This window comes from Micromonospora sp. II, assembly GCF_001709195.1.
GTDB lineage: Bacteria > Actinomycetota > Actinomycetes > Mycobacteriales > Micromonosporaceae > Micromonospora > Micromonospora chalcea.
On the sequence record NZ_LYXF01000005.1, the window covers coordinates 14,460 to 37,997 of the forward strand.

A 23,538-nucleotide genomic window follows, 5' to 3' on the forward strand; every position below is an offset into this window, starting at 1 on the left:
CCGGCGCACGGTCAGCCGGCCCGCTGCCGGGGCGACGGCACGGTGCGGCGCAGCAACCGGGCCACCACGGCGCGCTCGCGGGTGAACTCCGCCGCCTCCGGGTAGCCGCTGTGGCTGCGGATGGGCGGGTCGGCCACCTCGCCGCCGGTCGGGTGCAGCGCCTCCGGGTCCGCCACCGGCACGTCCCGCTGCCCGGCGCTGACCTGCCAGCCGAGCGGATCCGTGTCCCGCCAGAAGTTCGTCCAGGCCACGTGGCCGCCGGGCCAGGTGAGCGCGCCGGCCAGCGTACGCAGCCGCTCCGGGCCGAAGTAGGACGGGAAGACCCGCCCGTAGAGCCGGGTGAGCTGGCAGCCGTAGGAGAAGAACCAGGTACGCAGCCGCCACCGGCGGGGCAGTTGCAGAAGCACTGCGGCGCAGATGACGGTGCCCTGGCTGTGCCCGGAGAGGATGACGCCGTCCATCCGGTCGCTGTGGTGCGGCGGTAGCGCCAGCAGGCCCGCGACCCGGGTCTGGAGTTCCGGTACGGCGCGCTCGGCGTAGCTGGGCGGGGCGAGCGGGTGCGCGGCCCGGGGCCAGAACGTGCACACGTCCCAGATCACGCCGACCGAGCGGCGTACCGAGTCGGTGCGGTAGACCAGCAGCCCGAGCGCCGCCATCACCACCGGCAGCCAGCCGAGGATGGCGTCTCCCCGTTCGGCGGTCCAGTGGATGGCGGTCTGCCAGCCGGAGGGGGACAGCGGGCTCGGCCGTTCGCCGGAGAGCGCGGCGGCGCAGCAGAGCGTGACCAGGACCGCGCAGAACGCGGCGTAGCAGCCCATCAGCCGGACCGCGTGCTCGCCGACCAGCCGGTGCAGCGCCCGGTACGTGCTGACGTCGCGGCAGCGTCGCCGGTCGTGCGCGGACAGGCCGGGGGCGGCGGTGAGCCGGGCGTACTCCACCCGGCGCAGGCGGTGCAGCAGGACCGCGACCCGGACCAGCAGCCCGATCAGCGCGAGCAGGCCGACCGCGCAGGCCAGCCCGGCCCAGAAGACGGCGAGCGGAGGTATCACCCGGCTCGGGCCGCTCGGCTCGGCCGACGCGTCCAGCCGGTCGCTGACCCAGTAGAGCAGTCCGGCGCAGTAGGCCGCCGCCATCATCCAGCCGAAACCGGCGATGACCGCCGGGGCGCAGCCCCGCCAGGCCAGATCGGTGTACGCGCCGAGCGGCTGGGTCGGCACCGTCGGGCGCAGGCGGGGCAGGAGCAGTCCGATGCCGGCCAGCACACCGGCCGGGCCGACGAGCATCCAGGTGCGCAGCGCGTCCGGCGCGTCGGGCAGGCCGGGCAGCCCGTGTTCGATCCAGGTCGCGCCCAGCGGCAGCAGCAGCGCCCCGGCGGCCGGACCGGCCAGTGCCCGCCGGCCGGAGCGGTTCGCCGCGGCGATGGCCACCAGCAGCAGCACCTGGTAGGCGACGAGCCAGGCGATGGCGGTGTCGTACCCGGGCAGTGACCGGTCGGCATGGCAGCCGGCGATCTCCGGCTGCGCCGCGCACCCGAGCGGCGGCCGGTACGCCGACAGCGGCTGGCCGGCCGGGCCCTCGGGCAGCAGCAGCAGGACGAACGTGCCGACCAGACCGAGCGCGGTGAGCGCCGCGACGGCGATGCTCCACCGGCCGAGCGGGGTGGCGCCCTGGCGCCGGCTCAACCAGGGCCGGGCCACCGCGATCACGGCGATCGTCACCACGGCGGCGAGCAGCGCGACGGTCGGCCAGGCGACAGCGGCCCGCAGGCCGCGCGGCGGATCCATGATGAGAACCGCGGTGACGGGTACGGCGGCGGCGGTGACCGCGCCCGTGCACAGGTGCAGCACGGCGGCGCGGCGCAGTTGCCCTTCCCCGTTCCAGAACGTCGGATCCTGGAGCGGGTTCTGCGGCGGCTCGCGCGGCTCCGGTGGTTCGACCGGCTCACCGTCTTCCCGGACGGGCGCATGGTGGTGCGGGTCGGCGGGCATCTGCGCCTCGTACTGGTAGGTGCGGAAGGCGACGAGTCCGATCGCGGCCAGCACGAGCAGCGGCAGCAGCAGTCCGAGCGCGAGCGCCCGGGTGCCCTGCCGCCACCAGGAGTCGCCGAGGAACTGCCACGGCCCGGGGAGCCGGCCGAGGCAGTCCGCCTCCACGCACTGCCAGCCGATCAGGTCCACGCCGACGCCGGTCACGGTCATGACGAGCGTGCAGGTCAGGCTCAGGCAGAACAGGCGGATGAGCCAGGCGGTGATGCCGGACCGGCTGGCCCAGCGCTCCTGGTCCGGGTCGGGCGGGATGCCCGCGCGGGCGTGCAGCGCGACGTTCGCCAGGGCGAAAGGGAGCAGCAGCGTCCACAGCGCCCGTTCCACGTCCCGCCGGGTCCGCGCGCCGGAGGTCAACTGCCCCCAGCTGTACGCCTCGACGGTGATCGGGTCGTCCCGGCCGGCTGTGGTGGACCGGTAGAAGCCGGTCACCTGACCGCCGGCGACGAGTGCTGGTTGCCCACCGTCACCGTTCGCGCCTGCTTTCAGGCCGAGCAGCTGATCCGGCGGGGTGTTCGACACCCCGTGCACCCGTAGTTCGAGGACCCGCTCCATAGTGCCTCCCGGTGAACGCCCTACTACTCAGAGTGCACGCCGGGGCTGGAGTCCGCATCCGCTGGAGCGGTTGTTCCCGCAGCTCAGGATGGCTGAGTCAGGCTTCTGATCGGACGAGCGGGGTTACCCACCGCCACCACATTGGCCGGCAGGTCGCGGGTCACGACAGCGCCGGCGCCGACCACCGTGTTATCGCCGATGGTCACCCCGGCCAGGACGATCACTCCGCCGCCGAGCCAGACGTTGTCACCGATGGTGATCGGCTGTGCGGATTCCCACTTGGCCCGGCGCGCCTCCGGTTCGACCGGGTGGGTGGCGGTGAGCAACTGCACGTTCGGTCCGATCTGGACGTCCGCGCCGATGGTGATGCGGGCGACGTCGAGGAGGACCGCGTTGAAGTTGACGAACGTGCGCGGGCCGATGTGCGTCTGGTGTCCGTAGTCGCAGTGCAGTGGCGGCCGGACCCAGGCGTCCTCGCCGAGTGAGCCGAGCAGTTCGCGCAGCGCGGCGAGGCGGCCCGCCGGATCGTCGGCGGAGCTGCGGTTGAAGCGTTCACTGAGCCGGGCCGCGCGCGCCAGGTCGGCGATGATCGCGGGATCGTCGGCGATGTACTGCTCGCCGGCCAGCATCCGGTCCTTCATGGAGGTCATCGCTCGATCGTCCCGGCCGGTTCGGGAGCGTGGTGGCGGTTCCGTCGGATCGGCGACTTCCCGATGCATACGCGGTATGCAATGCTGATACCCGCATCGATGTGTCCCTCATCGATGAAACGTTCGACGAAGGAGGAAGGTTGCTCCGGAATCGCAGAAAACTGGGCGCGCTGGGCATGGCCCTGGCGCTGGCGCTCGGTCTGCCGGTGCCCGCGCGGGCTGCCGCGCCCACCGGCCCGACCGCGCCCACCGGCCCGTCCGAACAGGCCGGCAACCGTACGGCCACCGTCACCCTGATCACCGGGGACCGGGTCACCGTCACCGGCGACCACGCCGCGGTACGCCCCGGCGCCGGGCGTACCGGCATCGAGTTCCTGGTCCGCCGCGAGCGCGACCGCCTCACCGTGCTGCCGCAGGACGCGCTCCCGCTGGTCCGCGCCGGCAAACTCGACCGGCGGCTGTTCGACGTCACCGGGCTGATCGAGGCCGGCTACGACGACGCGCGGCGCGACACCGTACCGCTGCTCGTGACGTACCGGCCGGGGGTGGCCCGGCGCGCGGCGGCTCCGCTCGCCGGCGCCCGGGTGACCCGCGACCTGCCGGCGATCACCGGCGCGGCGGTCGTCGCGTCCAAGAGCGACACCGGCGCGCTCTGGAACGCGGTCAGCGCCGACAGTTCCGGTGCCCGGCTCGACGCGGCGGGGGGTGTCGAGCGGATCTGGCTCGACGGCCGGCGGCGGGTGACGCTCGACCACAGCGTGCCGCAGATCGGCGCGCCGACCGCCTGGGCCGCCGGATACACCGGCAAGGGCGTCCGGGTCGCGGTGCTCGACACCGGCGTCGACCTCACCCACCCGGACCTGGCGGGCAAGGTCGCCGAGTCGCGCAACTTCACCGAGGAGACCAACCCGGACGACATCGTCGGGCACGGCACCCACGTGGCCTCGACCATCGCCGGCAGCGGGGCCGCCTCCGGCGGGAAGTACCGGGGCGTCGCGCCGGACGCCACGCTGCTGTCCGGGAAGGTCTGCGAGGTCTACGGCTGCACCGAGTCGGCCATCCTGGCCGGCATGCAGTGGGCCGCCGCCGAACAGCACGCCACTGTGGTCAACATGAGTCTCGGCGGCGGCGACACGCCGGAGGTGGACCCGCTGGAGGAGGCGGTGGGGACGCTCACCGAGCAGCACGGGACGCTCTTCGTGATCGCCGCCGGCAACGACGGCGCCGACGGCTCGGTCGGGTCGCCGGCCAGCGCCGACGCCGCGCTGGCGGTCGGCGCCGTGGACCGCGACGACGCGCTCGCCGACTTCTCCAGCCGTGGCCCCCGGGTCGGCGACGGAGCGATCAAGCCGGACATCACCGCGCCCGGCGTGGAGATCGTGGCCGCCCGGGCCGCACACGGCGAGATCGGCGACCCGGTGGGCGACAAGTACGCCTCACTGTCCGGCACGTCGATGGCCACGCCGCACGTGGCCGGCGCGGTCGCGCTCCTCGCCCAGCAGCACCCCGGCTGGACGCCCGCCAGCTACAAGGCGACGTTGATGGCCTCGGCGAAGCCGCACCCGGAGCAGACCGCGTACCAGCAGGGCGCGGGCCGGGTCGACCTCGCCCGCGCGATCACCCAGCAGGTGACCAGCGACCCGCCGTCCGTCTCGTTCGGCGTGGCGACCTGGCCGCACACCGACGACCAGCCGATCAGCCGGACCGTCACCTACCGCAACGGCGGGACCGCCCCGGTCACGCTGGACCTGAGCACCGAGTTCACCGGGCCGGGCGGACGGTCCGCACCGGCCGGCATGCTCACCCTCAGCGCCCCCCGGCTCACCGTCCCGGCGGGCGGCAGCGCCCAGGTGACGGTGGTCGTGGACACCCGGCTCGGCGGCGCCGACGGCTACTGGACCGGCCGCCTGGTCGCCCGTGCCGGCGACGCGGTGGCGGTGACCCCGCTCGCGGTCGACCGCGAGGTGGAGAGCTACGACCTGACGGTGACGCACCGCAACCGCTCCGGCGCTCTGACCGGTGACTACTTCACCAGCCTGCTCGGGCTCGACGACGCCAGCTACCGCGACGTGTACGACGCCGACGGCGAGGCCCGGCTGCGGGTGCCAAAGGGCCGGTACGGCGTGCAGAGCCTGATCTTCGCAGCCGGCGACGAGGGCTGGTCGGAGGTCTCCTTCCTCGCCCAGCCGGAGCTGGTGGTGACCGGCAACCAGCGGCTCGTGCTGGACGCGCGGGCGGCGAAGCCGGTCCGTACCACGGTGCCGCAGCGCGGCGCGGCACCGCTGCTGATCGACCTCACCGCGGCCTGGAAGCTTGACGACTTCCAAGCCAGCTTCGGGCTCTGGGCCGACAAGTTCGACGGTCTCTACTCGGGCCAGGTCGGCCGCAACGTCTCCGCCGACCTCTTCGTCGGCGCGGTCGCCAGCCAGTGGACCGAGGCGAAGGCGCCCGAGCGCAGCCCGTACTTCTACGGCCTGAACGAGCAGTTCCCGGGCCGGTTCCCGACCGGTTTCGTCAGGCACTACCGGCCCGCCGACTTCGCCACCGTCACGAGCCGGTTCGCCGCCGGCTACACCGGGATGGACAACGAACGGGTCGTGTTCCCGGAGTCCGACTACGACATCGGCGGCTCGGCGATCGTCCTGCCGGTCCAGGTGCCCGGCAAGCGGATCGAGCACCTCTCCACCGCCAAGACCCGCTGGAGCGCCGAGCTGGACTTCGGTGAGCGGGGCGAGGACGGCTGGCTGGAGGCGCGGGCGGTGCTGCAGTCCGTGCCCACCCGCTACCGGGCCGGGCGCACCTACACCGAGGAATGGAACAAGGGCCCCTTCGGCCCGTCGTTCCCGCAGCCGCGCTGGCCGGAGGAGAGCATCACCCGCATCGGCGACAGCATCGTGGTCTCGCTGCCGGTGCACAGCGACGCGGCCGGCCACCCGGGCGGTTCGCTCAACGACACCGAGCAGACGCGGCTGTTCCGCAACGGCAAGCTGCTCGGCGAGTCGCCCTACCCGGGCTACGGCGAGTTCACGGTGCCGCCGGGCGCGGCGAACTACCGGCTGGAGACCACCGCGACCCGGGGCTTCACCGACCTGAGCACCGAGGTCTCGGCGAGCTGGACGTTCCGCTCCAAGCGGGTTCCGGGCGACGTGCCGGCCCGGCTGCCGGCCATGGCGGTCCGGTTCACCCCGCCGCTGGCGGTGGACAGCTCGGCACCGGCGGGCCGGACGTTCACCGTGCCGGTGGCGGTGCAGCGCCAGCCCGGCGCGCCGTCCGGCCGGGTCGTCGCGCTCACCGTCGACGTCTCCTACGACGGCGGGAAGACCTGGCGCAAGGCGACGGTGAAGAAGCAGGGCGGGGCGTGGACGGCCACCGTCCGGCACCCGGCCGGCCCGGGGTACGCGTCGCTGCGGGCCACCGCCCGTGACGACGCCGGCAACACCGTGACCCAGCGGATCATCCAGGCGTACCGCCTGCGGTGAGCCGGCCGTCCGGGTCCGCGCGGTGGGCGCGGACCCGGACGGGGGTACGGCTCAGTCGTTGGCGTGCAGCGCGGCGTTCAGTTTGATGCCCTGCCCGGTGCGGGGCTTCGCCTCCAGCGCGCCGGTCACCGAGTTGCGCCAGAACAGCAGCCCGTCGACGCCGGACAGCTCGCGGGCCTTGACCGTCCGGCCGTCCGGAAGGGTGATCTTCGAGGCGGCGGTGATGTAGCAGCCGGCCTCCACCACGCAGTCGTCGCCGAGCGTGATGCCGACACCGGCGTTCGCGCCGATCAGGCTGCGCTCACCGATGCGCACCCTCTCCGTGCCGCCGCCGGAGAGCGTGCCCATGATCGAGGCGCCGCCGCCGACGTCGGAGCCGTCGCCGACCACCACGCCCTGCACGATGCGGCCCTCGACCATCGAGGTGCCCAGCGTGCCCGCGTTGAAGTTGACGAAGCCCTCGTGCATCACGGTGGTGCCGGAGGACAGGTACGCGCCCAGCCGGACCCGGTCCGCGTCGGCGATTCGCACCCCGGACGGCACCACGTAGTCGGTCATCCGGGGGAACTTGTCGACCCCGTACACGGCCAGGTGGCGGCCCGCCGCCCGCTCGATGACACGCAGCTCGTCCACCCGCTCCGGCGGGCACGGCCCGGCCGACGTCCAGGCCACGTTCGCCAGCTTGCCGAAGATGCCGTCGAGGTTCAGCTCGTTCGGCCGCACCAGGCGGTGGGAGAGCAGGTGCAACCGCAGGTACGCGTCGGCCGCGTCCTTGATCGGGTCGTCCAGCGAACCGATCACCGTGGTCACCTCGACCGTGCGCAGACCGGGCAGCGCCCGCTCGCCGATCGCGCCCGGCGGCAGGTCGAGCACGTCGGCCTGGTCCTCGCCGGGCACCAGCGGCAGCTCGCCCAGACCCAGCTTGCCGGTCGGGTACCAGGTGTCGAGCACCTGGTCCTCGGCGGTGACGGTGGCCAGGCCGATGCCCCAGGCAGATGGTGCGGACGTCACGATGTCACCCTTCTCCTCCGGCAACGGCGTCCGCCGCTGCTCGCGGCCGCGGGCCTCGCCGAACGTGTTCCCTGGCCCGCCGAGGTTGACGGTACCGTGCGAGACATGCAGAACCCGTTGACCCCCGAGGTCCTGGCCGATCCGGTGGCGCTGACCCGCGCCCTGGTCGACATCGAGTCGGTCTCCCTCAACGAGAAGGCGATCGCCGACTGCGTCGAGGAGGTGCTGCGCCGTGTGCCGCACCTGACCACGTACCGGCACCAGAACACCGTCATGGCCCGTACCGACCTGGGCCGGGCCCAGCGCGTGGTGCTCGCCGGCCACCTGGACACCGTCCCGCTCAACGGCAACTTCCCCTCGACCATGCGCGGCGACCTGATGTACGGCTGCGGCACCTCCGACATGAAGTCCGGCGTGGCGTTCGCCCTGCACCTGGCGGTCACGCTGCCCGACCCGCGCTACGACGTCACGTACTTCTTCTACGAGGCCGAGGAGATCGAGTCGAAGTACAACGGCCTCACCCTGGTCGCGCAGACCCACCCGGAGTGGCTGGAGGCCGACTTCGCGGTGCTGCTGGAGCCGACGTACGGGATCGTCGAGGCGGGCTGCCAGGGCACCATGCGGGCGGTGATCACCACGCACGGGGAGCGGGCCCACGCGGCGCGTTCCTGGCACGGGGTGAACGCCATCCACGGCGCGAGCGAGGTGCTGCGGCGGCTGACCACGTACGAGGCGCGCCGGGTGACGATCGAGGGCTGCGACTACCGCGAGGGCCTCAACGCGGTACGGATCACCGGCGGGGTGGCCGGCAACGTCATCCCCGACCGGTGCGAGATCGAGATCAACTACCGGTACGCCCCGGACCGCGACCCGGCGGGCGCCGAGGCGCACCTGCGCGAGGTCTTCGCCGGCTTCGACCTGGCGGTCACCGACGCGGCGGCCGGCGCGCCACCCGGGCTGGACAACCCGGCGGCGCAGGAGTTCCTGGCGGCGGTGGGCGCCGCCCCGATCGGCAAGCTGGGCTGGACGGACGTGGCGCGGTTCGCGGCCATGGGCATCCCGGCGCTGAACTTCGGGCCCGGCGACCCGAACCTGGCGCACCACAAGGACGAGCACGTCGAACTGACCAAGATCCGGGACGGCGCGGCCACCCTGCACCGCTGGCTCGCCCCGGCCTGACGCGCCGCGATCCGGGGCCCGCACCCGCCTGGCGGGCCCCGGATCGTCAGACGCTGGTCGTCAGGGGCGCGTCCGCCTCGCCGGTCTCGCCGGTGAGGTCGGTGCGGTGGGTCTCCATCATCCGGGCGCGGCGGCGCTCGGCCACCACGTCGCGGATCCGCCGCTGCATCTGACGGCGAATCCGGATCATCTCGCTGTTACTGATCAACGCTGGCTCCTCCCCCGAAGGCGCGTCGCCCGGGGTATACCGGGTATGTGAATAGTAAGACGTACGAGCCAGCGATTTAGTTGCCCGTATCCCAGATTTTCTTCGGCTCCCGGGCCAGCGCGTCCCGCCGGATCCGCTCCATTACGGTGACCACATGGGCGAGAGCAGCGGGAAGTCGGCTGGGCAGGGGCGGCGGGGGGAGACGCGTCGGGCGGAACGGCACCGCGGTGCGGTGACGCTGCGCAACCGGGCGATTCCGACGAGTACCGCTGATCAGCGACTGCTCGACTCCCGGGGACGCAGCGACTGGAAGACCAAGGACGCCTGGCGGGCCCTGCGGATCCTGTCCGAGTTCGTCGAGGGCTTCGACACCCTCGCCGACCTGCCCCCGGCGGTGAGCGTCTTCGGCTCCGCCCGCAGCAAGCCGGACAGCCCGGAGTGCCGGATGGCCGAGGAAGTGGGCGCGGCACTGGCCCGGGCCGGCTACGCGGTGATCACCGGGGGCGGCCCCGGCGTGATGGAGGCCGCCAACCGTGGCGCCGGCGAAGCCGGCGGCCTCTCCGTCGGGCTCGGCATCGAGCTGCCGTTCGAGCAGGGCCTCAACGACTGGGTCGACCTGGCCATCGACTTCCGCTACTTCTTCGCCCGCAAGACCATGTTCGTCAAGTACGCCCAGGCGTTCGTGGTGCTGCCCGGCGGCTTCGGCACCCTGGACGAGCTGTTCGAGGCGCTCACCCTGGTGCAGACCGGCAAGGTGACCCGGTTCCCGGTGGTGCTGATGGGCACCGACTACTGGCGCGGACTGCTCGACTGGCTGCGTACGACGATGGCCGCCGAGGGCAAGATCGGCCCGGCCGACCTCGACCTGATCCGGCTCACCGACGACGTCAACGAAGCGGTCCGGCACATCGTGGAGGCCGAGGCGGTGCTCTCCGCCGAGCAGGAGGCGGTACGCGAGGAGGCGGTCGCCCGGGTCGCCGCCGACCAGCGCGCCGCCGCCGAGGCCGCCCCCGAGGGCCCGGCCGGACGGAGCTGAACGTGGCGAACGTCTGTGTCTTCTGCGCGTCCTCCCGTACTCTCGACGACCGCTGGCTCGCGCTGGCCACCGAGACCGGCGAGGAACTCGCCCGGCGCGGTCACACGTTGGTCAGCGGCGGCGGCTGCGTCGGCATGATGGGCGCCGTGGTGGAGGGCGCGCGGGCGGCCGGCGGCCGCACCATCGGCGTCATCCCGCAGTCCCTGGTCGACCTGGAGGTCGCCGACCTGGACTCCGACGAGCTGCTGGTGACCGACAGCCTGGCCGACCGCAAGACGCTGATGGACGAGAAGTCCGACGCGTTCGTGGCGCTGCCCGGCGGCCTGGGCACGTTGGACGAGCTGTTCGAGGTGTGGACCACAGCCACCCTGGCCCTGCACGCCAAGCCGATGGTGATCGTGGACGTGGACGGCTTCTACCGGCCGCTGCTCGACTGGATCCGCGGGCTCGGCGAGCAGCGCTTCCTCAAGCCGGCCGCGCTGGACCTGCTGATGGTCGCCGACAGCGTGCCCGCCGCGCTCGACCTGATCGACGCCCGCCTCACCTGACGCGCGCCCGGCCACCCGTGCTTGTTCACTACCGTCTCGGCGTGCTTGATCGACACTACTTCGGGGAGGTGGTGGTGTCCGGGCGCGCGTGATGCGGCCACTTCGCCGAGGTGGCGTGAACGCATGGAGCCGGGCGTGGGGCGGAGCCGGCAATGGTGCGCGCCGCGGGCAAGGTGAGCTGGTGACGGGCGGGACGACTGTCGGTTTCCGGGTGTCGTACCGGCGTGGTGGGATGTCGGTGATGCAGGCGTACCGGTTGGTGCGCCGGCCCGGCGGCGCGGGGGCGGGGGTCACCCACGACGCCGGGGCGGGGCAGGGGGTGGGTCGGTCCGGTGGGCCGGCCGAGGCGGAGCCGCGATCCGGGGGGTCGGCGGGCGATGCCGCGCACCCACAGACCGCCACGCCGCACGACAGCGCTTCGCCGCAGACCGGGACCGGGGCCGGGGCGGGCACGAACGTCTCGCGCCGGGTCGATCCGGTGCAGGCCGAGGTGGTCGCGCACACCGACGGGCCGATGCTCGTCGTGGGTGGTCCCGGCACCGGCAAGACGTCCACGCTCGTCGAGGCGGTCGCCGCCCGGGTGGCCGAGGGCGTCGACCCGGAGCGGATCCTGGTGCTCACCTTCGGCCGGCGGGGCGCCACCGAGCTGCGCCACCGGATCGAGGCGCGTATCGCCGGGGACGGACACCGCGTGGTCCGCGAGCCGCTGGTGCGCACGTTCCCGGCGTACGCCTTCGGGCTGCTGCGCCGCGCGGCGGCCGAACGCGGCGAGCCCTCACCGCGGCTGCTCACCGGCCCGGAGCAGGATCTGATCATCCGCGAGCTGCTCGACGTGGTGGGGGAGGAGCCCGGCGACGACCCGGTCGGCTGGCCGGAGGATCTGCGCCCCGCGCTGCGTACCCGGGCGTTCGCCCAGCAGCTGCGCGACCTGCTGATGCGGGCCGCGGAGCGCGGCGTCGGGCCGGTGGAGCTGGCCCGGCTCGGCGAGAAGCTGGGCCGCGCCGACTGGCCGGCCGCCGCGCGTTTCCTGCGGGAGTACGTCGCCGTGCTCGCCCTGCGCGACGTGAGCAACAGGGGCTCGGTCGCGTACGACCCGGCGGAGCTGGTGCGCGCCGCCACCGGCATGCTGCTCGACGATCCCGACCTGCTCGCCGCCGAGCGCCGCCGCCTGGCCCACGTGTACGTCGACGAGCTGGCCGACACCGACCCGGCGCAGCTCGACCTGCTCGCCGTGGTGGCCGGAGGCGGGCGGTCCCTGGTGGCGTTCGCCGACCCGGACTCGTCCACGTACGCCTTCCGGGGCGCCGACCCGGCCGGCGTCGCCACGTTCCCGCACCGCTTCCGCACCGCCTCCGGCGCGCCGGCGGCCCAGGTCACGCTCACCACCTCGTACCGGGCCGGGCCGGAACTGCTCGCGGCCACCGCCCGGCTGGCCCGGCGGCTGCGCGGCCCGGCGGCGCACCGGCGGCTGCGCCCGCTGCCCGATGCGCCGGCCGGAACGGTGGAGGTACGGACGTTCCGCTCCGCCACCAGCGAGTCGGCCTGGCTGGCGCACGCGTTGCGCGAGGCGCACCTGCTCGACGGCGTGCCGTGGTCCCGGATGGCGGTGCTGGTCCGCTCCACCGGCCGGCAACTGCCGTCGCTGCGGCGCGCGCTGCACACGGCCGGGGTGCCGACCGTCGTGCACGGCGAGGACCTTCCGCTGCACCTCCAGCCGGCGGTCGCCCCGCTGCTGCTCCTGCTGCGCTGTGCGCTCGAACCGGACCGGCTGGACGAGGAGGCCGCTGTCGCGCTGCTGCACTCGCCGCTGGGCGGGGCCGACCCGCTGGCCGAGCGGCGGCTGCGTCAAGGGCTGCGGGCGCTGGCGCTGGCCGGCGGCGACCGCCGTCCCTCCGGCGACCTGCTGGTGGAGGCGCTGCGCGACCCGGCCGAACTGTCCACCATCGAGCGCCGCTGGGCGGCCCCCGCGCAGGCCGTGGCGCACCTGCTGGAGACCGCCCGGCAGGCCGCCGCCACCCCGGGCGCGACGGTCGAGGACGTGCTCTGGGCGGTGTGGCGGGAGAGCGGGCTGGCCGAACGCTGGGCCGGGGCGATCACCAGGGGGCGGGCGGCCACCGGCGAGCACGAGACCGCCCAGCGGTGGCGGGCCGAGGCCGCCGACCGGGACCTGGACGCCGTACTCGTGCTGTTCGACGCGGCGGCCCGGTTCACCGACCGGCTGCCCGGCGCGCGTACCGAGGTGTTCCTCGACCACGTTCTCGGGCAGGAACTGCCCGCCGACACGCTCGCCGCCGCCGCCGACCGGGGCGACGCGGTACGCCTGCTCACCGCGCACGCCGCGAAGGGCCTGGAATGGGACCTGGTCGCGGTGGCCGGGGTGCAGGAGGGCGTCTGGCCGGACCTGCGCCTGCGCGGCAGCCTGCTCGGCTCGGAGCGCCTGGTCGACGTGCTGGCCGGTCGCGCCGACGGGGCCGGCCTGCGGGCCAGCCTGGTCGGGCAGACGTCGGCGTTGCTGGACGAGGAGCGGCGGCTGTTCCACGTGGCGATCAGCCGGGCGCGGCGGCGGCTGCTGGTCACCGCTGTGGCGTCGGCGGCGGTCGGCGGGGACGACCACGAGGAGCAGCCGAGCCGCTTCCTGCACGAAATCGCAGCCGCCGACCCACCCGCCACCGGCGCAGGCGGCACCGCCCCGACCGGCCCGGACCCGACCGGCCCCGGCCCGGCCGGGAACGGACCGACCGGCCAGGTCACGCGCGGGCAAACCGCGGACGGGCCGGTGCCGCACGGGGACGAGCATCCGCAGGACGGGCCGCCCGCCGTACTCCCGGTCACGCTGCCGCCACGCGGTCTCACCCTGTCCGCGCTGGTGGCGGAGCTGCGTACCGCTGTCACCGACCCGGCGGCGCCGATCGCCCGGCGGCACGCGGCGGCGGGTGAGCTGGCGCGGCTGGCCGCCGCCGGGGTGCCCGGCGCGCACCCGGACGACTGGTGGGGGCTGCGCGGCCTCTCCGACGACCGGCCGCTGGTCGACGAGGGCGAGCCGGTGCGGGTCACGCCGTCGGCGATGGAGAGCGCGTTGCGGTGCAGCCTGCGCTGGCTGCTGGAACGGCACGGCGGTAGCGGGCCGGCGAGCGCCGCGCAGGGCGTCGGCAACCTGGTGCACGCCGCCGCGATGCTCGCCGAGGACGCCAGCGTCGACCGGGAGGCGTTGCTGGAGTACGTGGCCGCGCGGTTCGACGCGATCGAGCTGGCCGCCCGGTGGATGGCCGGCCCGGAGCGGCAGCGCGCCGAGGCGATGGTGGACAAGCTGCTTCGCTGGCTGGCCGGAAACCCGCGCCGGCTGCTGGCGATCGAGCACGAGTTCGCGGTCCGCCTCGACGATCCGTCCCGCCCGATCGAGCTGACCGGCCGGGTCGACCGGCTGGAGGTCGACGCCGAGGGGCGGCTCGTGGTGATCGACCTGAAGACCGGCAAGTCGACGGCGGTCACCGAGCGGGAGGTGGCCGAGCATCCGCAGCTCGGCGCGTACCAGGCGGCGGTGGAGGCGGGCGGGTTCGCCGAGTTCGGCGAGGAACCGGGCGGGGCCGCGCTGGTGCAGCTCGGCACCGGCGCGCGGGACGCCAAGGAGCAGACCCAGGCCGCGGCCGGGGAGGGGCCGGAGGCCGGGTGGGCCACCGCGCTGGTGCGCCGTACCGCCGACACGATGGCCGCCTCGACGTTCGCCGCGGTGGCCAACTCCAAGTGCCGGGTCTGCCCGGTACGCACCAGCTGCCCGGTCTCCGGCCAGGGCCGCCAGGTGGTCGAGCCGCCCCCGGAGAACTCATGAGCGTTCAGCCGGCGCTGTTCGGCGCTCCCGCCACGCCCGCGCCGCGCGCGGCCGACGCCGGGCCCCGCTACACGCCCGTCGAGCTGGCCCGGCTGCTGCGGCTGCCCGCGCCCACCCGGGAACAGGCCGCGATCATCGCCGCGCCGGTGGAGCCGCTGCTGGTGGTCGCGGGCGCCGGCTCCGGCAAGACCGAGACGATGGCCGCGCGGGTGGTGTGGCTGGTCGCCAACTCCTACGTACGCCCCGAGCACATCCTCGGCCTCACCTTCACCCGCAAGGCGGCCGGCGAGCTGGCCCACCGGGTCCGCACGCGGCTCGACCAGCTCATCCGGCGGCTCGGCCGGCAGGGGCGGGACCCGCACGACGACCCGCTGGCGGGCGAGCCGACCGTGTCCACGTACCACTCGTACGCCGGGCGGATCGTCACCGAGCACGGGCTGCGCGCCGGGTACGAGCCGACCACCCGGCTGCTCACCGAGGCGTCCCGCTGGCAGCTCGTCGACATGCTGGTGCGCAACTACGACGGGGACATGTCCGAGGTGGACCGGATGCCGTCCACCATCACCGACGCGGTCCTGGCGCTCGCCGGTGAGCTGGACGAGCACCTGGTCGACCCGGACGAGCTGGCCGGCTGGACCGGCCGGTTCTTCGCCGAGGTGCAGTCGCGTCCCGGCCGGGTCTACGCCGACGTGCGCAAGGCGCTCCAGCTCCAGCGGACCCGGCTGAAGCTGCTGCCGCTGGTGCGCGCGTACGCCCGGCGCAAGGACGACTTCGAGGCGATGGACTTCGCCGACCAGCTCGCCCGCGCGGCCCGGGTGGCCCGCGACCACCCCGGCGTCGGCGTGATCGAGCGGGACCGGTTCCGGGTGGTGCTGCTCGACGAGTACCAGGACACCAGCCACGCCCAGGTGGTGCTGCTCAACGCGCTGTTCGGCGGCGGCCACCCGGTCACCGCCGTGGGCGACCCGTGCCAGTCCATCTACGGCTGGCGCGGGGCCAGCGCCGGCACGCTGGACCGGTTCCCGGCCGAGTTCGCCCGCACCGACGGCAGCCCCGCCGACGTGCTCAGCCTGACCACGAGCTGGCGCAACCGGCCGGAGATCCTCGGTGTCGCCAACACGCTGTCGGTGCCGCTGCGGGCGGCCGGCGCGCGGGTGCCGGAGCTGCACGCCGCGCTCAGCGTCCGCGACCCGATCCCGCACCGCACCCCGGGCGGGCAGGCCGCCGGCACCGTGCACTGCGCGCTGCTGGAGACGTACGCCGACGAGGCCGACTGGATCGCGGACAGCGTGCTGGCGGCCTGGCGAGGCGCGGCCGGGATGCCCGGCGCGCTGCCCGAGCACATCCCGGCCGACCGCCGCCCGACCACCGCGGTGCTGGTGCGGCTGCGCAGCCAGATCCCGGCGATCGAGGCGGCGTTGCGCGCTCGTGGACTGCCTGTCGACGTGGTCGGCCTGGGTGGGCTGCTGGACACCCCGGAGGTACGGGACGTGGTGTGCACGCTGCGCGTGCTCGCCGACCCGACCGACGGGGCGGCGTTGCTGCGGCTGCTCACCGGCGCGCGCTGGCGGATCGGCCCGCGTGACCTGGTCGCCCTGCACCGCCGCGCTCGCGCGATCGCCCGCAGCCGCCGGGAACTGACCGGCGACGAGGGCCCGGAGATCACCGTGGACGTGCTGGACGAGGCGACGCTCGTGGAGGCGCTGGCGGACCTGGGGCCGGCGCAGGCGTACTCGGCCGAGGGCTACGCGCGGCTGCGCTCGTACGGGATGGAACTGGCGCTGCTGCGCTACCGCCTGGACCAGTCGCTGCCGGAACTGATCGCGGACATCGAGCGGACCATCGGCCTCGACGTCGAGGTGGCGGTCCGGGCCGGCCGGGACGGCGCGGGCGACGCCGGGCTGGCCCGCGCGCACCTGGACGCGCTCGGCGACGTGGCGGCCCGGTTCAGCGGCGAGACGCCCGGCGCGACGCTCGCCGGTTTCCTCGCCTACCTGGCCGCCGCCGAGGACGAGGAGCGCGGGCTGGCGCCGGGCGAGGTCGAGGTGGTGGCCGGCGCGGTGCAGGTGCTCACCTCGCACGCCGCGAAGGGCCTGGAGTGGGACGTGGTGGCGGTGGCCGGGATGACCCGGGGCGTCTGGCCGGGGCCGGTGCGCAACTCCGACCACTGGCTGGGCGGGCTGGGCGTGCTGCCGTTCCCGCTGCGCGGCGACGCGGACGGGCTGCCCGAGCTGGCCCTGCCGGAGGCGGAGGACCAGCGCGGGGTGGCCCGGGCGCTGACCGAGTTCACCGACGACTGGCGGGCGCACGACGAGCGGGAGGAGCGCCGGCTGGCGTACGTGGCGGTGACCCGCCCCCGCCGCCTGCTGCTCTGCTCCGGCTACTGGTGGGGGGAGGGGACCAAGCGGTTCCGCGGCCCGTCGGTGTTCCTGCGGGAGGTGCACGACGCCTGCCTGGCCGACCCGGACGGCCGTGTGGTCGACGCGTGGACGCCCGAGCCGGCCGGGGACGCGGTGAACCCGACCACCGAGACGGTGCTGCGGGCCGAGTGGCCGGCCGACCCGCTGGGCGCCCGCCGGCCCGCGCTGACCGAGGCGGCGGCGCTGGTCCGCCGGTACCTCGCCGACCCGGAGGTGGCCCGGCGCGAGGCGGCGCTGCTCGCCACCACCGGCGCGGCGGAGGACGCCGAGGTGGCCCGCTGGCGGCGTGAGGCCGAGCTGCTGCTCGCCGAGCGGGCGGAGCTGGCCCGGCAGGCCGAGGCGGTCGAGGTCGAACTGCCCGGCCATCTCTCGGTGACCCAGCTGGTGGCGTTGCGCCGCGACCCGGAGGCGCTGGCCCGGACGCTGCGCCGCCCGATGCCCACCGAACCGACGCCGTACGCCCGGCGCGGCACCGCGTTCCACGCCTGGCTGGAGCAGCGCTTCGGCGCGGACCGGCTGCTCGACGTGGACGAGCTGCCCGGCGCGGCGGACGAGGACGCGGCCCCGGACGAGGCCCTGGTCGAGTTGCAGGAGCGCTTCCTGGCCAGCGAGTGGGCCGACCGGGTGCCGGTGGAGGTGGAGGTGCCGTTCGCCACTGTCGTCGCCGGGGTGGTGATCCGGGGCCGGATGGACGCCGTGTTCGCCCGCCCGGGCGGGCGCTACGACGTGGTCGACTGGAAGACCGGGCGGCAGCCCACCGGCCGGGAGGCCGACGCGGCGGCGGTGCAGTTGGCGGTCTACCGGCTGGCCTGGGCGGAACTGGCCGGGGTGCCGGTGGAGCGGGTCGGCGCGGCGTTCCACTACGTCCGGGACTCGGTGACCGTCCGCCCGGCCGACCTGCTCGACGCGGACGGGCTGGCCGATCTGGTGGCCGCCGTGCCGGAAATCCCGGGGGATCTACCGCAGCGCACGAGTCCGTGATACGTTGTCCGGGTTGCAGTTTTGGTTTCCAGAGACTCTGTGTGCGCCTGGCGGATTGTGGCCCCAGGCGCTCTTTGTTGTGTCCGGAGTTCTCCGGGCGGGGCGACCAGCAGCGACAGGCACGCCGCGTATTCCACGCGCGGGGTGCTCCTCTCCGGCCCGCAACACGTGCGGGCCGACCGTTCCGTCAAGGAGACGAAACACATGGCAATTGGCACCGTCAAGTGGTTCAACGCTGACAAGGGCTTCGGCTTCATCACCCCGGACGACGGCGGCGCCGACGTCTTCGCCCACTTCTCGGCGATCCAGACCTCCGGCTACCGGAGCCTGGACGAGAACCAGCGGGTCGAGTTCGAGGTGACCCAGGGCCAGAAGGGCCCGCAGGCGGAGAACATCCGCCCGCTCTGATCTTCGGATCAACCGGCACCACCACCGCGCCCTCTCGGGCGCGGTGCACGGGCCGGCCCGCCTCTGCCGGGCCGGCCCGTCCCTTTCGGTTCGTGCTTGTGACCACCGGTGACGCCGGTGACGCGCCGCAGCCCGGCGCCCTTCCTCGACACGTGCCGCCTCGAGGAAGGCTTTCCGCATGACCACGACCCTGCCCACGTTCGCCGCCACCGGCCTGGCGCCGGCGCTCGTCTCCGAGCTGACCGCGCAGGGCATCTCCGCGCCGTTCCCGATCCAGGCGGCCACGCTGCCGGACTCGCTGGCCGGCCGCGACGTGCTCGGCCGGGGCCGCACCGGCTCCGGCAAGACGCTCGCGTTCGGGCTGCCGCTGCTGCACCGTACGGCCGGCCGCCGGGCCCGCCCGGGCCGTCCGCTCGCGCTGGTGCTCGTACCCACCCGGGAACTGGCCGCGCAGGTCACCGCCGCGCTCACCCCGTACGCTGCCACGCTCGGGCTGCGCTGCGCCACAGTGGTCGGCGGGCTCTCCCTGACCCGGCAGGCGGCCGCGCTGCGCGCCGGCGCCGAGGTGCTGGTGGCCACGCCGGGCCGGCTGCACGACCTGATCGACCGCGGGGACGCCCGGCTGGACCAGGTGTCCATCACGGTGCTGGACGAGGCCGACCAGATGGCCGACATGGGCTTCCTGCCGCAGGTGACGAAGCTGCTGGAGCAGGTCGCGCCGGGCGGGCAGCGGATGCTCTTCTCGGCCACCCTGGACCGGGGCGTGGACCGGCTGGTCCGCCGCTTCCTGGCCGACCCGGTGACGCATTCCGTCGACCCGGGCACCGCCACCGTCACCGCGATGACCCACCACGTGCTGCACCTCGATGCGGACGACAAGCAGGCCGCGCTGGCCCACATCGCCGCCCGCGAGGGCCGCACCATCGTCTTCATCGCCACCAAGCACCGCGCCGACCGGGTGGCCCGGCAGTTGCTCGCCAAGGGCGTACGCGCCGCGGCGCTGCACGGCGGCAAGTCGCAGCCGCAGCGCACCCGCATCCTGGAGCAGTTCCGCACCGGCCAGGTCACCGCGCTGGTGGCCACCGACGTGGCGGCCCGGGGCATCCACGTCGACGGGCTGGACCTGGTGGTCAACGCCGACCCGCCCGCGGAGGCCAAGGACTACCTGCACCGGGGTGGCCGGACCGCGCGGGCCGGCGAGTCCGGCACCGTGGTCACGCTGGTGCTGCCGGAGCAGCGCCGCGACGTCGCCCGGCTGATGAGCACCGCGGGCATCAACCCCAAGACCACCCGGGTACGCCCCGGCGACAGCGAGCTGAGCCGGCTCACCGGCGCCCGGGAGCCGTCCGGTGTGCCGGTGACCATCGCCGCGCCCGCTGCCGCGCACCCCGCCCCGGCGACCCGTCCTCGCCGGCGTCCGCGCCGCCGCTGACCGCGCCTGACCGGCTCGGCTTCGAGCGGGCCGGCCGACCGTCCCTGAGTCGGGAATCAGTCGACGTTCGGTCGGCTGTCCGACTGTCCGGCCTCGCCGTGGCGGCGATGCTGTCGGGCGGGGGACCGGTCGGGGGGTCGGCCGGACGCGGAGGGAGCGGTTCATGGCGGGGGAAGCCGGATCGGGCGGTGCACGGGAAGTGCTGCTGGTGCTCGCGGTGGCGGGGGCCGGCCTGGCGCTCGCCGCGGTGGCCGCGTTCGGGCCCTGGCGGCCCTCCGACGGCGGCTCGCCGGATCGCGGCGCCGCCCGCAGCTTCACGCCCGGAATGAGCGCCCCGCACGCTCAGTAGCCGCGCCGGGCGGATGATGCCCGGAAAGCGATATGACTCTCAGGTATAAATATGCCCGAGAGTCATATCGGCCAGGAGTCATGCCCTCTGTGGCCGACAACCGGCCGGGTCCGCGACCCCGCGCGCCGTCGCCCTGTGACCGGACGCGCGTCAGGGTGCCGTCGCCCGGTCGCTCAGCAGGTCGGCGAGCGTGGTCCGGTCCACGACCAGGGCGATCGCGCCGTCCACCGCCAGCCACACGTCCCGCAGGCCGGTGGCCACGCCGTGGTAGCCGGCCCGGTCGGCGGGGATGCCCCGGACGCTGGTGATCGCGCCACCCACCGCGCGGAGCACGTCGCCCACGCTGATCTCGTCCGGCGGGCGGGTCAGCGCGTACCCGCCCTCGGTGCCGCGATGGCTGTGCAGCAGCCCGGCCCGCCGCAGGTCGAGCAGGATCCCCTGGAGGAAGCTGAGCGGGATGTCCTGGCTCTCGGCCAGGCTCGCCGCCTTGACCAGCTCGCCGCCGCCGGACACCGCGTCGCCGGGGGTACCGGCGGCGTCGGCGACGGCGAGCATGGCCCGGAGCGCGTAGTCGGCGCGCGCGGAGATGTACACGACGTCAGTTGCCGGCCTGGTCCAGCACGCCCCAGCGGCGGCGGATCGCCTTGTCGGCGGCACCGAACGCGGTGTCCACGAGCAGGCCCACCACCAGGATGACGATCATGATGGCCATCAGCCGGGGCGCCTCGCTCAGTTCACGCGCGTACGTCAGCTGTGCGCCGATCGAGGTGCGGGTGGCGATGACCACCAGCAGCTCACCGGCCATCAGGCTGCGCCAGGCGAACGCCCAGCCCTGCTTGAGCCCGGCCACGATGGCCGGTAGCGCGGCCGGCGCGATCACGTACCGGTAGAGGTTGAGCCCCCGGGCGCCGAGGTTGCGGCCGGCGCGGACCAGCAGCGGCGGCACGTAGTCCACGCCGTGGATGACGCCGTTGGCGACCGACGGCGCGGCGCCGAGCACCACCACGAAGAAGATCGCCTGCTCGCTGAGCTGGAACAGCAGGATGGCCAGCGGGAACCAGGCGATCGACGGCATGGTCTGCAACGCGGTGATCATCGAGCCGAGCGCGGCCCGGAGCACCTTGACCCGGGCCACGCCGAGGCCGAGCAGCAGGCCGACCGCGACCGCGGCGGCGAACCCGACCGCCGCCCGCCGGGCGGTGGTGGCCAGGCCCTCCCAGAGCGCCGAGCTGAGCAGGTACTCCCCGAGGTCGCCGAAGACCACGGCCGGGCCGGGCAGCGCCCACGGCTCCTTCCACCCGGACCAGACCACCGCCTGCCAGATCGCCACCGCGAGCGCGAGCGCGGCGAGCTTGGGCCAGGTGGCCGACCACAGGCGGCGTACCCGGGACGGGCCCTTCTCCCGGCCGGCGATCTCCAGCGCGTCGAGCCCGGAGATCTCCGCGTCGGCCCGCGCCGACGCGGACAGGGTGTCACTGGCCATGCCGGCCCACCTCCTTGCGCAGCCGGTCGGTGACCTCGGCGGCGATGGCCGAGACCTCCGGCGAGTCGATCCGCCGGGGGCGCGGCACGGCGACCTCGGTGGAGTAGATGATTCGGCCGGGCCGGCTGGAGAGCAGCACGATGCGGTCGGCGAGCCGGGCCGCCTCGCGGACGTTGTGCGTGACGAACAGGACGGTGAGCTTGCGCTCGGTCCAGATCCGCTCCAGCTCGTCGTGCAGGATGTCGCGGGTCATCGCGTCCAGCGCGCCGAACGGCTCGTCCATCAGCAGCACCGGCGTCTCCAGCGCGAGTGTGCGGGCCAGCGCGACGCGCTGCCGCATGCCGCCGGAGAGCTGGTGCGGGCGCTTGCGGCCGAACTCCGACAGGTGGACCGTGCGCAGCAGCTCGGCCACCCGCTCCTTGCGCTGGTCGCGGGGGAGACCGCGCAGCTTCAGCGGCACCTCGACGTTGCCCTCGACGGTGAGCCATGGGAAGAGCGCCGGCTCCTGGAACATGAGCCCCGGGTTGACGCCCTCGCCCAGCTCGATGGTGCCGCCGCTGGCCCGGTCCAGGCCGGCGACCAGGTTGAGCAGCGTGCTCTTGCCGCAGCCGGACGCGCCGACCATGCAGACGAACTCGCCGGGCGCGATGTCCAGCGACAGTCCGTCCAGCGCCAGGACGGCCTGGTCGCCCTGGCCGTACACCTTTGTGACGCCGCGCAGCGCGACCGAGCCGGTCGCGCTGCGCGGGGTCGTGGTCGTCGACGTCACGGCTGGCTGACCTCGGCCTTGCCCTGCGCCTTGAGGACCTCGTTGAGGTACTTGAGGTCGTACAGGCCGTTCAGGTCGACCGGCTGGGTCAGCCCGACCGCGACGGCGTGGTCCAGGCCGGTCTTCAGCGAGGCCGGGATCGGGTCGTTGGTGAACTCCAGCGTCGGCCAGGCCTGCTTGATCAGCTTGAGGTCCAGCGGCTTGCCGGTGATCTTGCCGATGTGGTCGGAGATGGCCTGCTGCGCCTCGTCCGGCTTGGTGTTGACGAACTCGTTCGCCGCGACCTGGCCCTCGACCAGCTTCTTCACCACGTCCGGGTGTGCCTTGAGGAACTTGGTGCTGACCAGCAGGTTGGTGATGACGAACTTCTTGTCCGGCCAGAGGTCACGCTCGTCGACGAGCACCTTGCCACCGGCGTTGACCAGCCGGGAGACGAACGGCTCGGGCACCCATGCGCCGTCGATGGCGCCGCTGCCGAACGTCTCGATCGTCTGCGCGTTCTCCTGCGGCACGATCTTGACGTCGCCGCCGCCCTCCTTGGTGGTCTCCAGGCCCTTCTCCTTGAGCCAGAAGCGCAGCGCCACGTCCTGGGTGTTGCCGAGCTGCGGAGTGGCGATCTTCTTGCCGCGCAGCTGCTCCACCGAGGTGATGCCGGGCTTGACCACGAGCGCGACGCCGCCGGACGCCGCGCCGGAGATGACCCGGACCGCCTCGCCCTTGGACTTGGAGAAGGCGTTCACCGTCGGGTTCGGGCCGATGTACGTGGCGTCGAGCGCGCCGGAGAAGACCGCCTCGATGGCGGCCGGGCCGGCGTTGAAGGTCTTGGTGTCCAGCTCGACGTCGCTGCCGAGTTTCTCCTTGAAGATCCCCTTCTCCACGCCGACCACGGCCGGGGCGTGCGTGATGTTGGGGAAGTAGCCCAGGCGCAGCGTGACCGGGCCGGACCCGCCGGCGGCGTCGCTGTCCTCGCCGCAGGCGGCGGTGGTGCCGAGCGTGGCCGCGCCGACCGCGGCCAGGGTCGCCAGGGTGACCAGGCGGCGCAGGGGAAGCCCTCTCATCGAATGTCCAATCCGCAGTATTCCTATTTAGTTGGTAGGAAGAGTGGGGCAAGTGGCCGCCGGCGTCAAGACCCGTCCCGCAACAGTCCACCGTTCGGCCAGGG

17 protein-coding genes are annotated in these 23,538 nt (G+C 74.2%); 9 read left to right on the top strand and 8 right to left on the bottom strand.

Annotation, left to right across the window (positions count from 1 at the left end; genetic code table 11):
- Window positions 1–11: 11 nt before the first annotated feature.
- Window positions 12–2,597 (bottom strand): hypothetical protein, encoded by a 2,586-nt coding sequence (locus tag A8711_RS02325; protein WP_069087330.1) that lies wholly within the window; start codon window positions 2,595–2,597, stop codon window positions 12–14.
- A gap of 83 nt (window positions 2,598–2,680) precedes the next feature.
- Window positions 2,681–3,247 (bottom strand): sugar O-acetyltransferase, encoded by a 567-nt coding sequence (locus tag A8711_RS02330; protein WP_069087331.1) that lies wholly within the window; start codon window positions 3,245–3,247, stop codon window positions 2,681–2,683.
- Between the two features lie 140 nt (window positions 3,248–3,387).
- On the opposite strand from A8711_RS02330, the gene A8711_RS02335 reads away from it, so the two are divergent.
- Complete coding sequence (locus A8711_RS02335; protein WP_069087332.1) at window positions 3,388–6,726, top strand: S8 family serine peptidase; 3,339 nt, start codon at window positions 3,388–3,390, stop codon at window positions 6,724–6,726.
- 51 nt (window positions 6,727–6,777) lie between these two features.
- Here the strand turns inward: A8711_RS02335 and dapD are convergent, their stop codons facing one another.
- Window positions 6,778–7,737, bottom strand: a complete 960-nt coding sequence (gene dapD, locus A8711_RS02340; RefSeq protein ID WP_064447941.1) for a 2,3,4,5-tetrahydropyridine-2,6-dicarboxylate N-succinyltransferase — start codon at window positions 7,735–7,737, stop codon at window positions 6,778–6,780.
- A 105-nt stretch (window positions 7,738–7,842) separates the two neighbouring features.
- On the opposite strand from dapD, the gene dapE reads away from it, so the two are divergent.
- Window positions 7,843–8,916 (top strand): succinyl-diaminopimelate desuccinylase, encoded by a 1,074-nt coding sequence (dapE, locus tag A8711_RS02345; protein WP_043328442.1) that lies wholly within the window; start codon window positions 7,843–7,845, stop codon window positions 8,914–8,916.
- 46 nt (window positions 8,917–8,962) lie between these two features.
- Here dapE and A8711_RS32315 read toward each other — a convergent pair whose 3' ends face one another.
- Window positions 8,963–9,124 carry a hypothetical protein gene (locus tag A8711_RS32315; RefSeq protein ID WP_166457212.1) on the bottom strand — a complete coding sequence of 54 codons (162 nt, stop codon included), beginning with the start codon at window positions 9,122–9,124 and terminating at the stop codon, window positions 8,963–8,965.
- A 154-nt stretch (window positions 9,125–9,278) separates the two neighbouring features.
- Here A8711_RS32315 and A8711_RS02350 point away from each other — a divergent pair, with 154 nt between their 5' ends.
- The 7 genes from A8711_RS02350 to A8711_RS02380 all read left to right on the top strand — a co-directional run bounded on the left by A8711_RS02350 (window position 9,279) and on the right by A8711_RS02380 (window position 20,124).
- Window positions 9,279–10,160 carry a TIGR00730 family Rossman fold protein gene (locus A8711_RS02350; RefSeq protein WP_069087333.1) on the top strand — a complete coding sequence of 294 codons (882 nt, stop codon included), beginning with the start codon at window positions 9,279–9,281 and terminating at the stop codon, window positions 10,158–10,160.
- A gap of 2 nt (window positions 10,161–10,162) precedes the next feature.
- Window positions 10,163–10,708 (top strand): TIGR00730 family Rossman fold protein, encoded by a 546-nt coding sequence (locus A8711_RS02355; protein ID WP_043328444.1) that lies wholly within the window; start codon window positions 10,163–10,165, stop codon window positions 10,706–10,708.
- 241 nt (window positions 10,709–10,949) lie between these two features.
- Complete coding sequence (locus A8711_RS02360; protein ID WP_176722741.1) at window positions 10,950–14,534, top strand: ATP-dependent DNA helicase; 3,585 nt, start codon at window positions 10,950–10,952, stop codon at window positions 14,532–14,534.
- Window positions 14,531–17,935, top strand: coding sequence for an ATP-dependent helicase (locus tag A8711_RS02365; RefSeq protein WP_069087334.1), 3,405 nt, complete (start codon window positions 14,531–14,533; stop codon window positions 17,933–17,935). Before A8711_RS02360 ends, A8711_RS02365 begins: the two co-directional genes overlap by 4 nt.
- 204 nt (window positions 17,936–18,139) lie before the next feature.
- A complete protein-coding gene (locus tag A8711_RS02370) occupies window positions 18,140–18,343 on the top strand; it encodes a cold-shock protein (RefSeq protein ID WP_013288421.1) in 204 nt (67 codons plus the stop codon).
- 178 nt (window positions 18,344–18,521) lie between these two features.
- Window positions 18,522–19,775 carry a DEAD/DEAH box helicase gene (locus tag A8711_RS02375; protein WP_069087335.1) on the top strand — a complete coding sequence of 418 codons (1,254 nt, stop codon included), beginning with the start codon at window positions 18,522–18,524 and terminating at the stop codon, window positions 19,773–19,775.
- Window positions 19,776–19,938: 163 nt separating this feature from the next.
- The gene (locus A8711_RS02380; protein ID WP_043328445.1) at window positions 19,939–20,124 is read left to right on the top strand and encodes a hypothetical protein; all 186 of its coding nucleotides are present in this window, start codon (window positions 19,939–19,941) and stop codon (window positions 20,122–20,124) included.
- 150 nt (window positions 20,125–20,274) lie between these two features.
- On the opposite strand, the gene A8711_RS02385 is transcribed toward A8711_RS02380, so the two are convergent.
- From A8711_RS02385 to A8711_RS02400, 4 genes are read right to left on the bottom strand one after another with little or no spacing between them, the layout of a single operon-like run.
- Window positions 20,275–20,718, bottom strand: a complete 444-nt coding sequence (locus A8711_RS02385; RefSeq protein WP_069087336.1) for an Rrf2 family transcriptional regulator — start codon at window positions 20,716–20,718, stop codon at window positions 20,275–20,277.
- Window positions 20,719–20,722: 4 nt separating this feature from the next.
- A complete protein-coding gene (locus tag A8711_RS02390; protein ID WP_030503657.1) occupies window positions 20,723–21,607 on the bottom strand; it encodes an ABC transporter permease in 885 nt (294 codons plus the stop codon).
- The gene (locus tag A8711_RS02395; protein ID WP_030503658.1) at window positions 21,597–22,376 is read right to left on the bottom strand and encodes an ABC transporter ATP-binding protein; all 780 of its coding nucleotides are present in this window, start codon (window positions 22,374–22,376) and stop codon (window positions 21,597–21,599) included. The genes A8711_RS02390 and A8711_RS02395 overlap by 11 nt, the downstream gene beginning before the upstream one ends.
- Entirely contained in the window at window positions 22,373–23,434 is a 1,062-nt protein-coding gene (locus tag A8711_RS02400; RefSeq protein ID WP_064447905.1) for an ABC transporter substrate-binding protein, read from the bottom strand. Before A8711_RS02400 ends, A8711_RS02395 begins: the two co-directional genes overlap by 4 nt.
- Window positions 23,435–23,538: the final 104 nt, after the last annotated feature.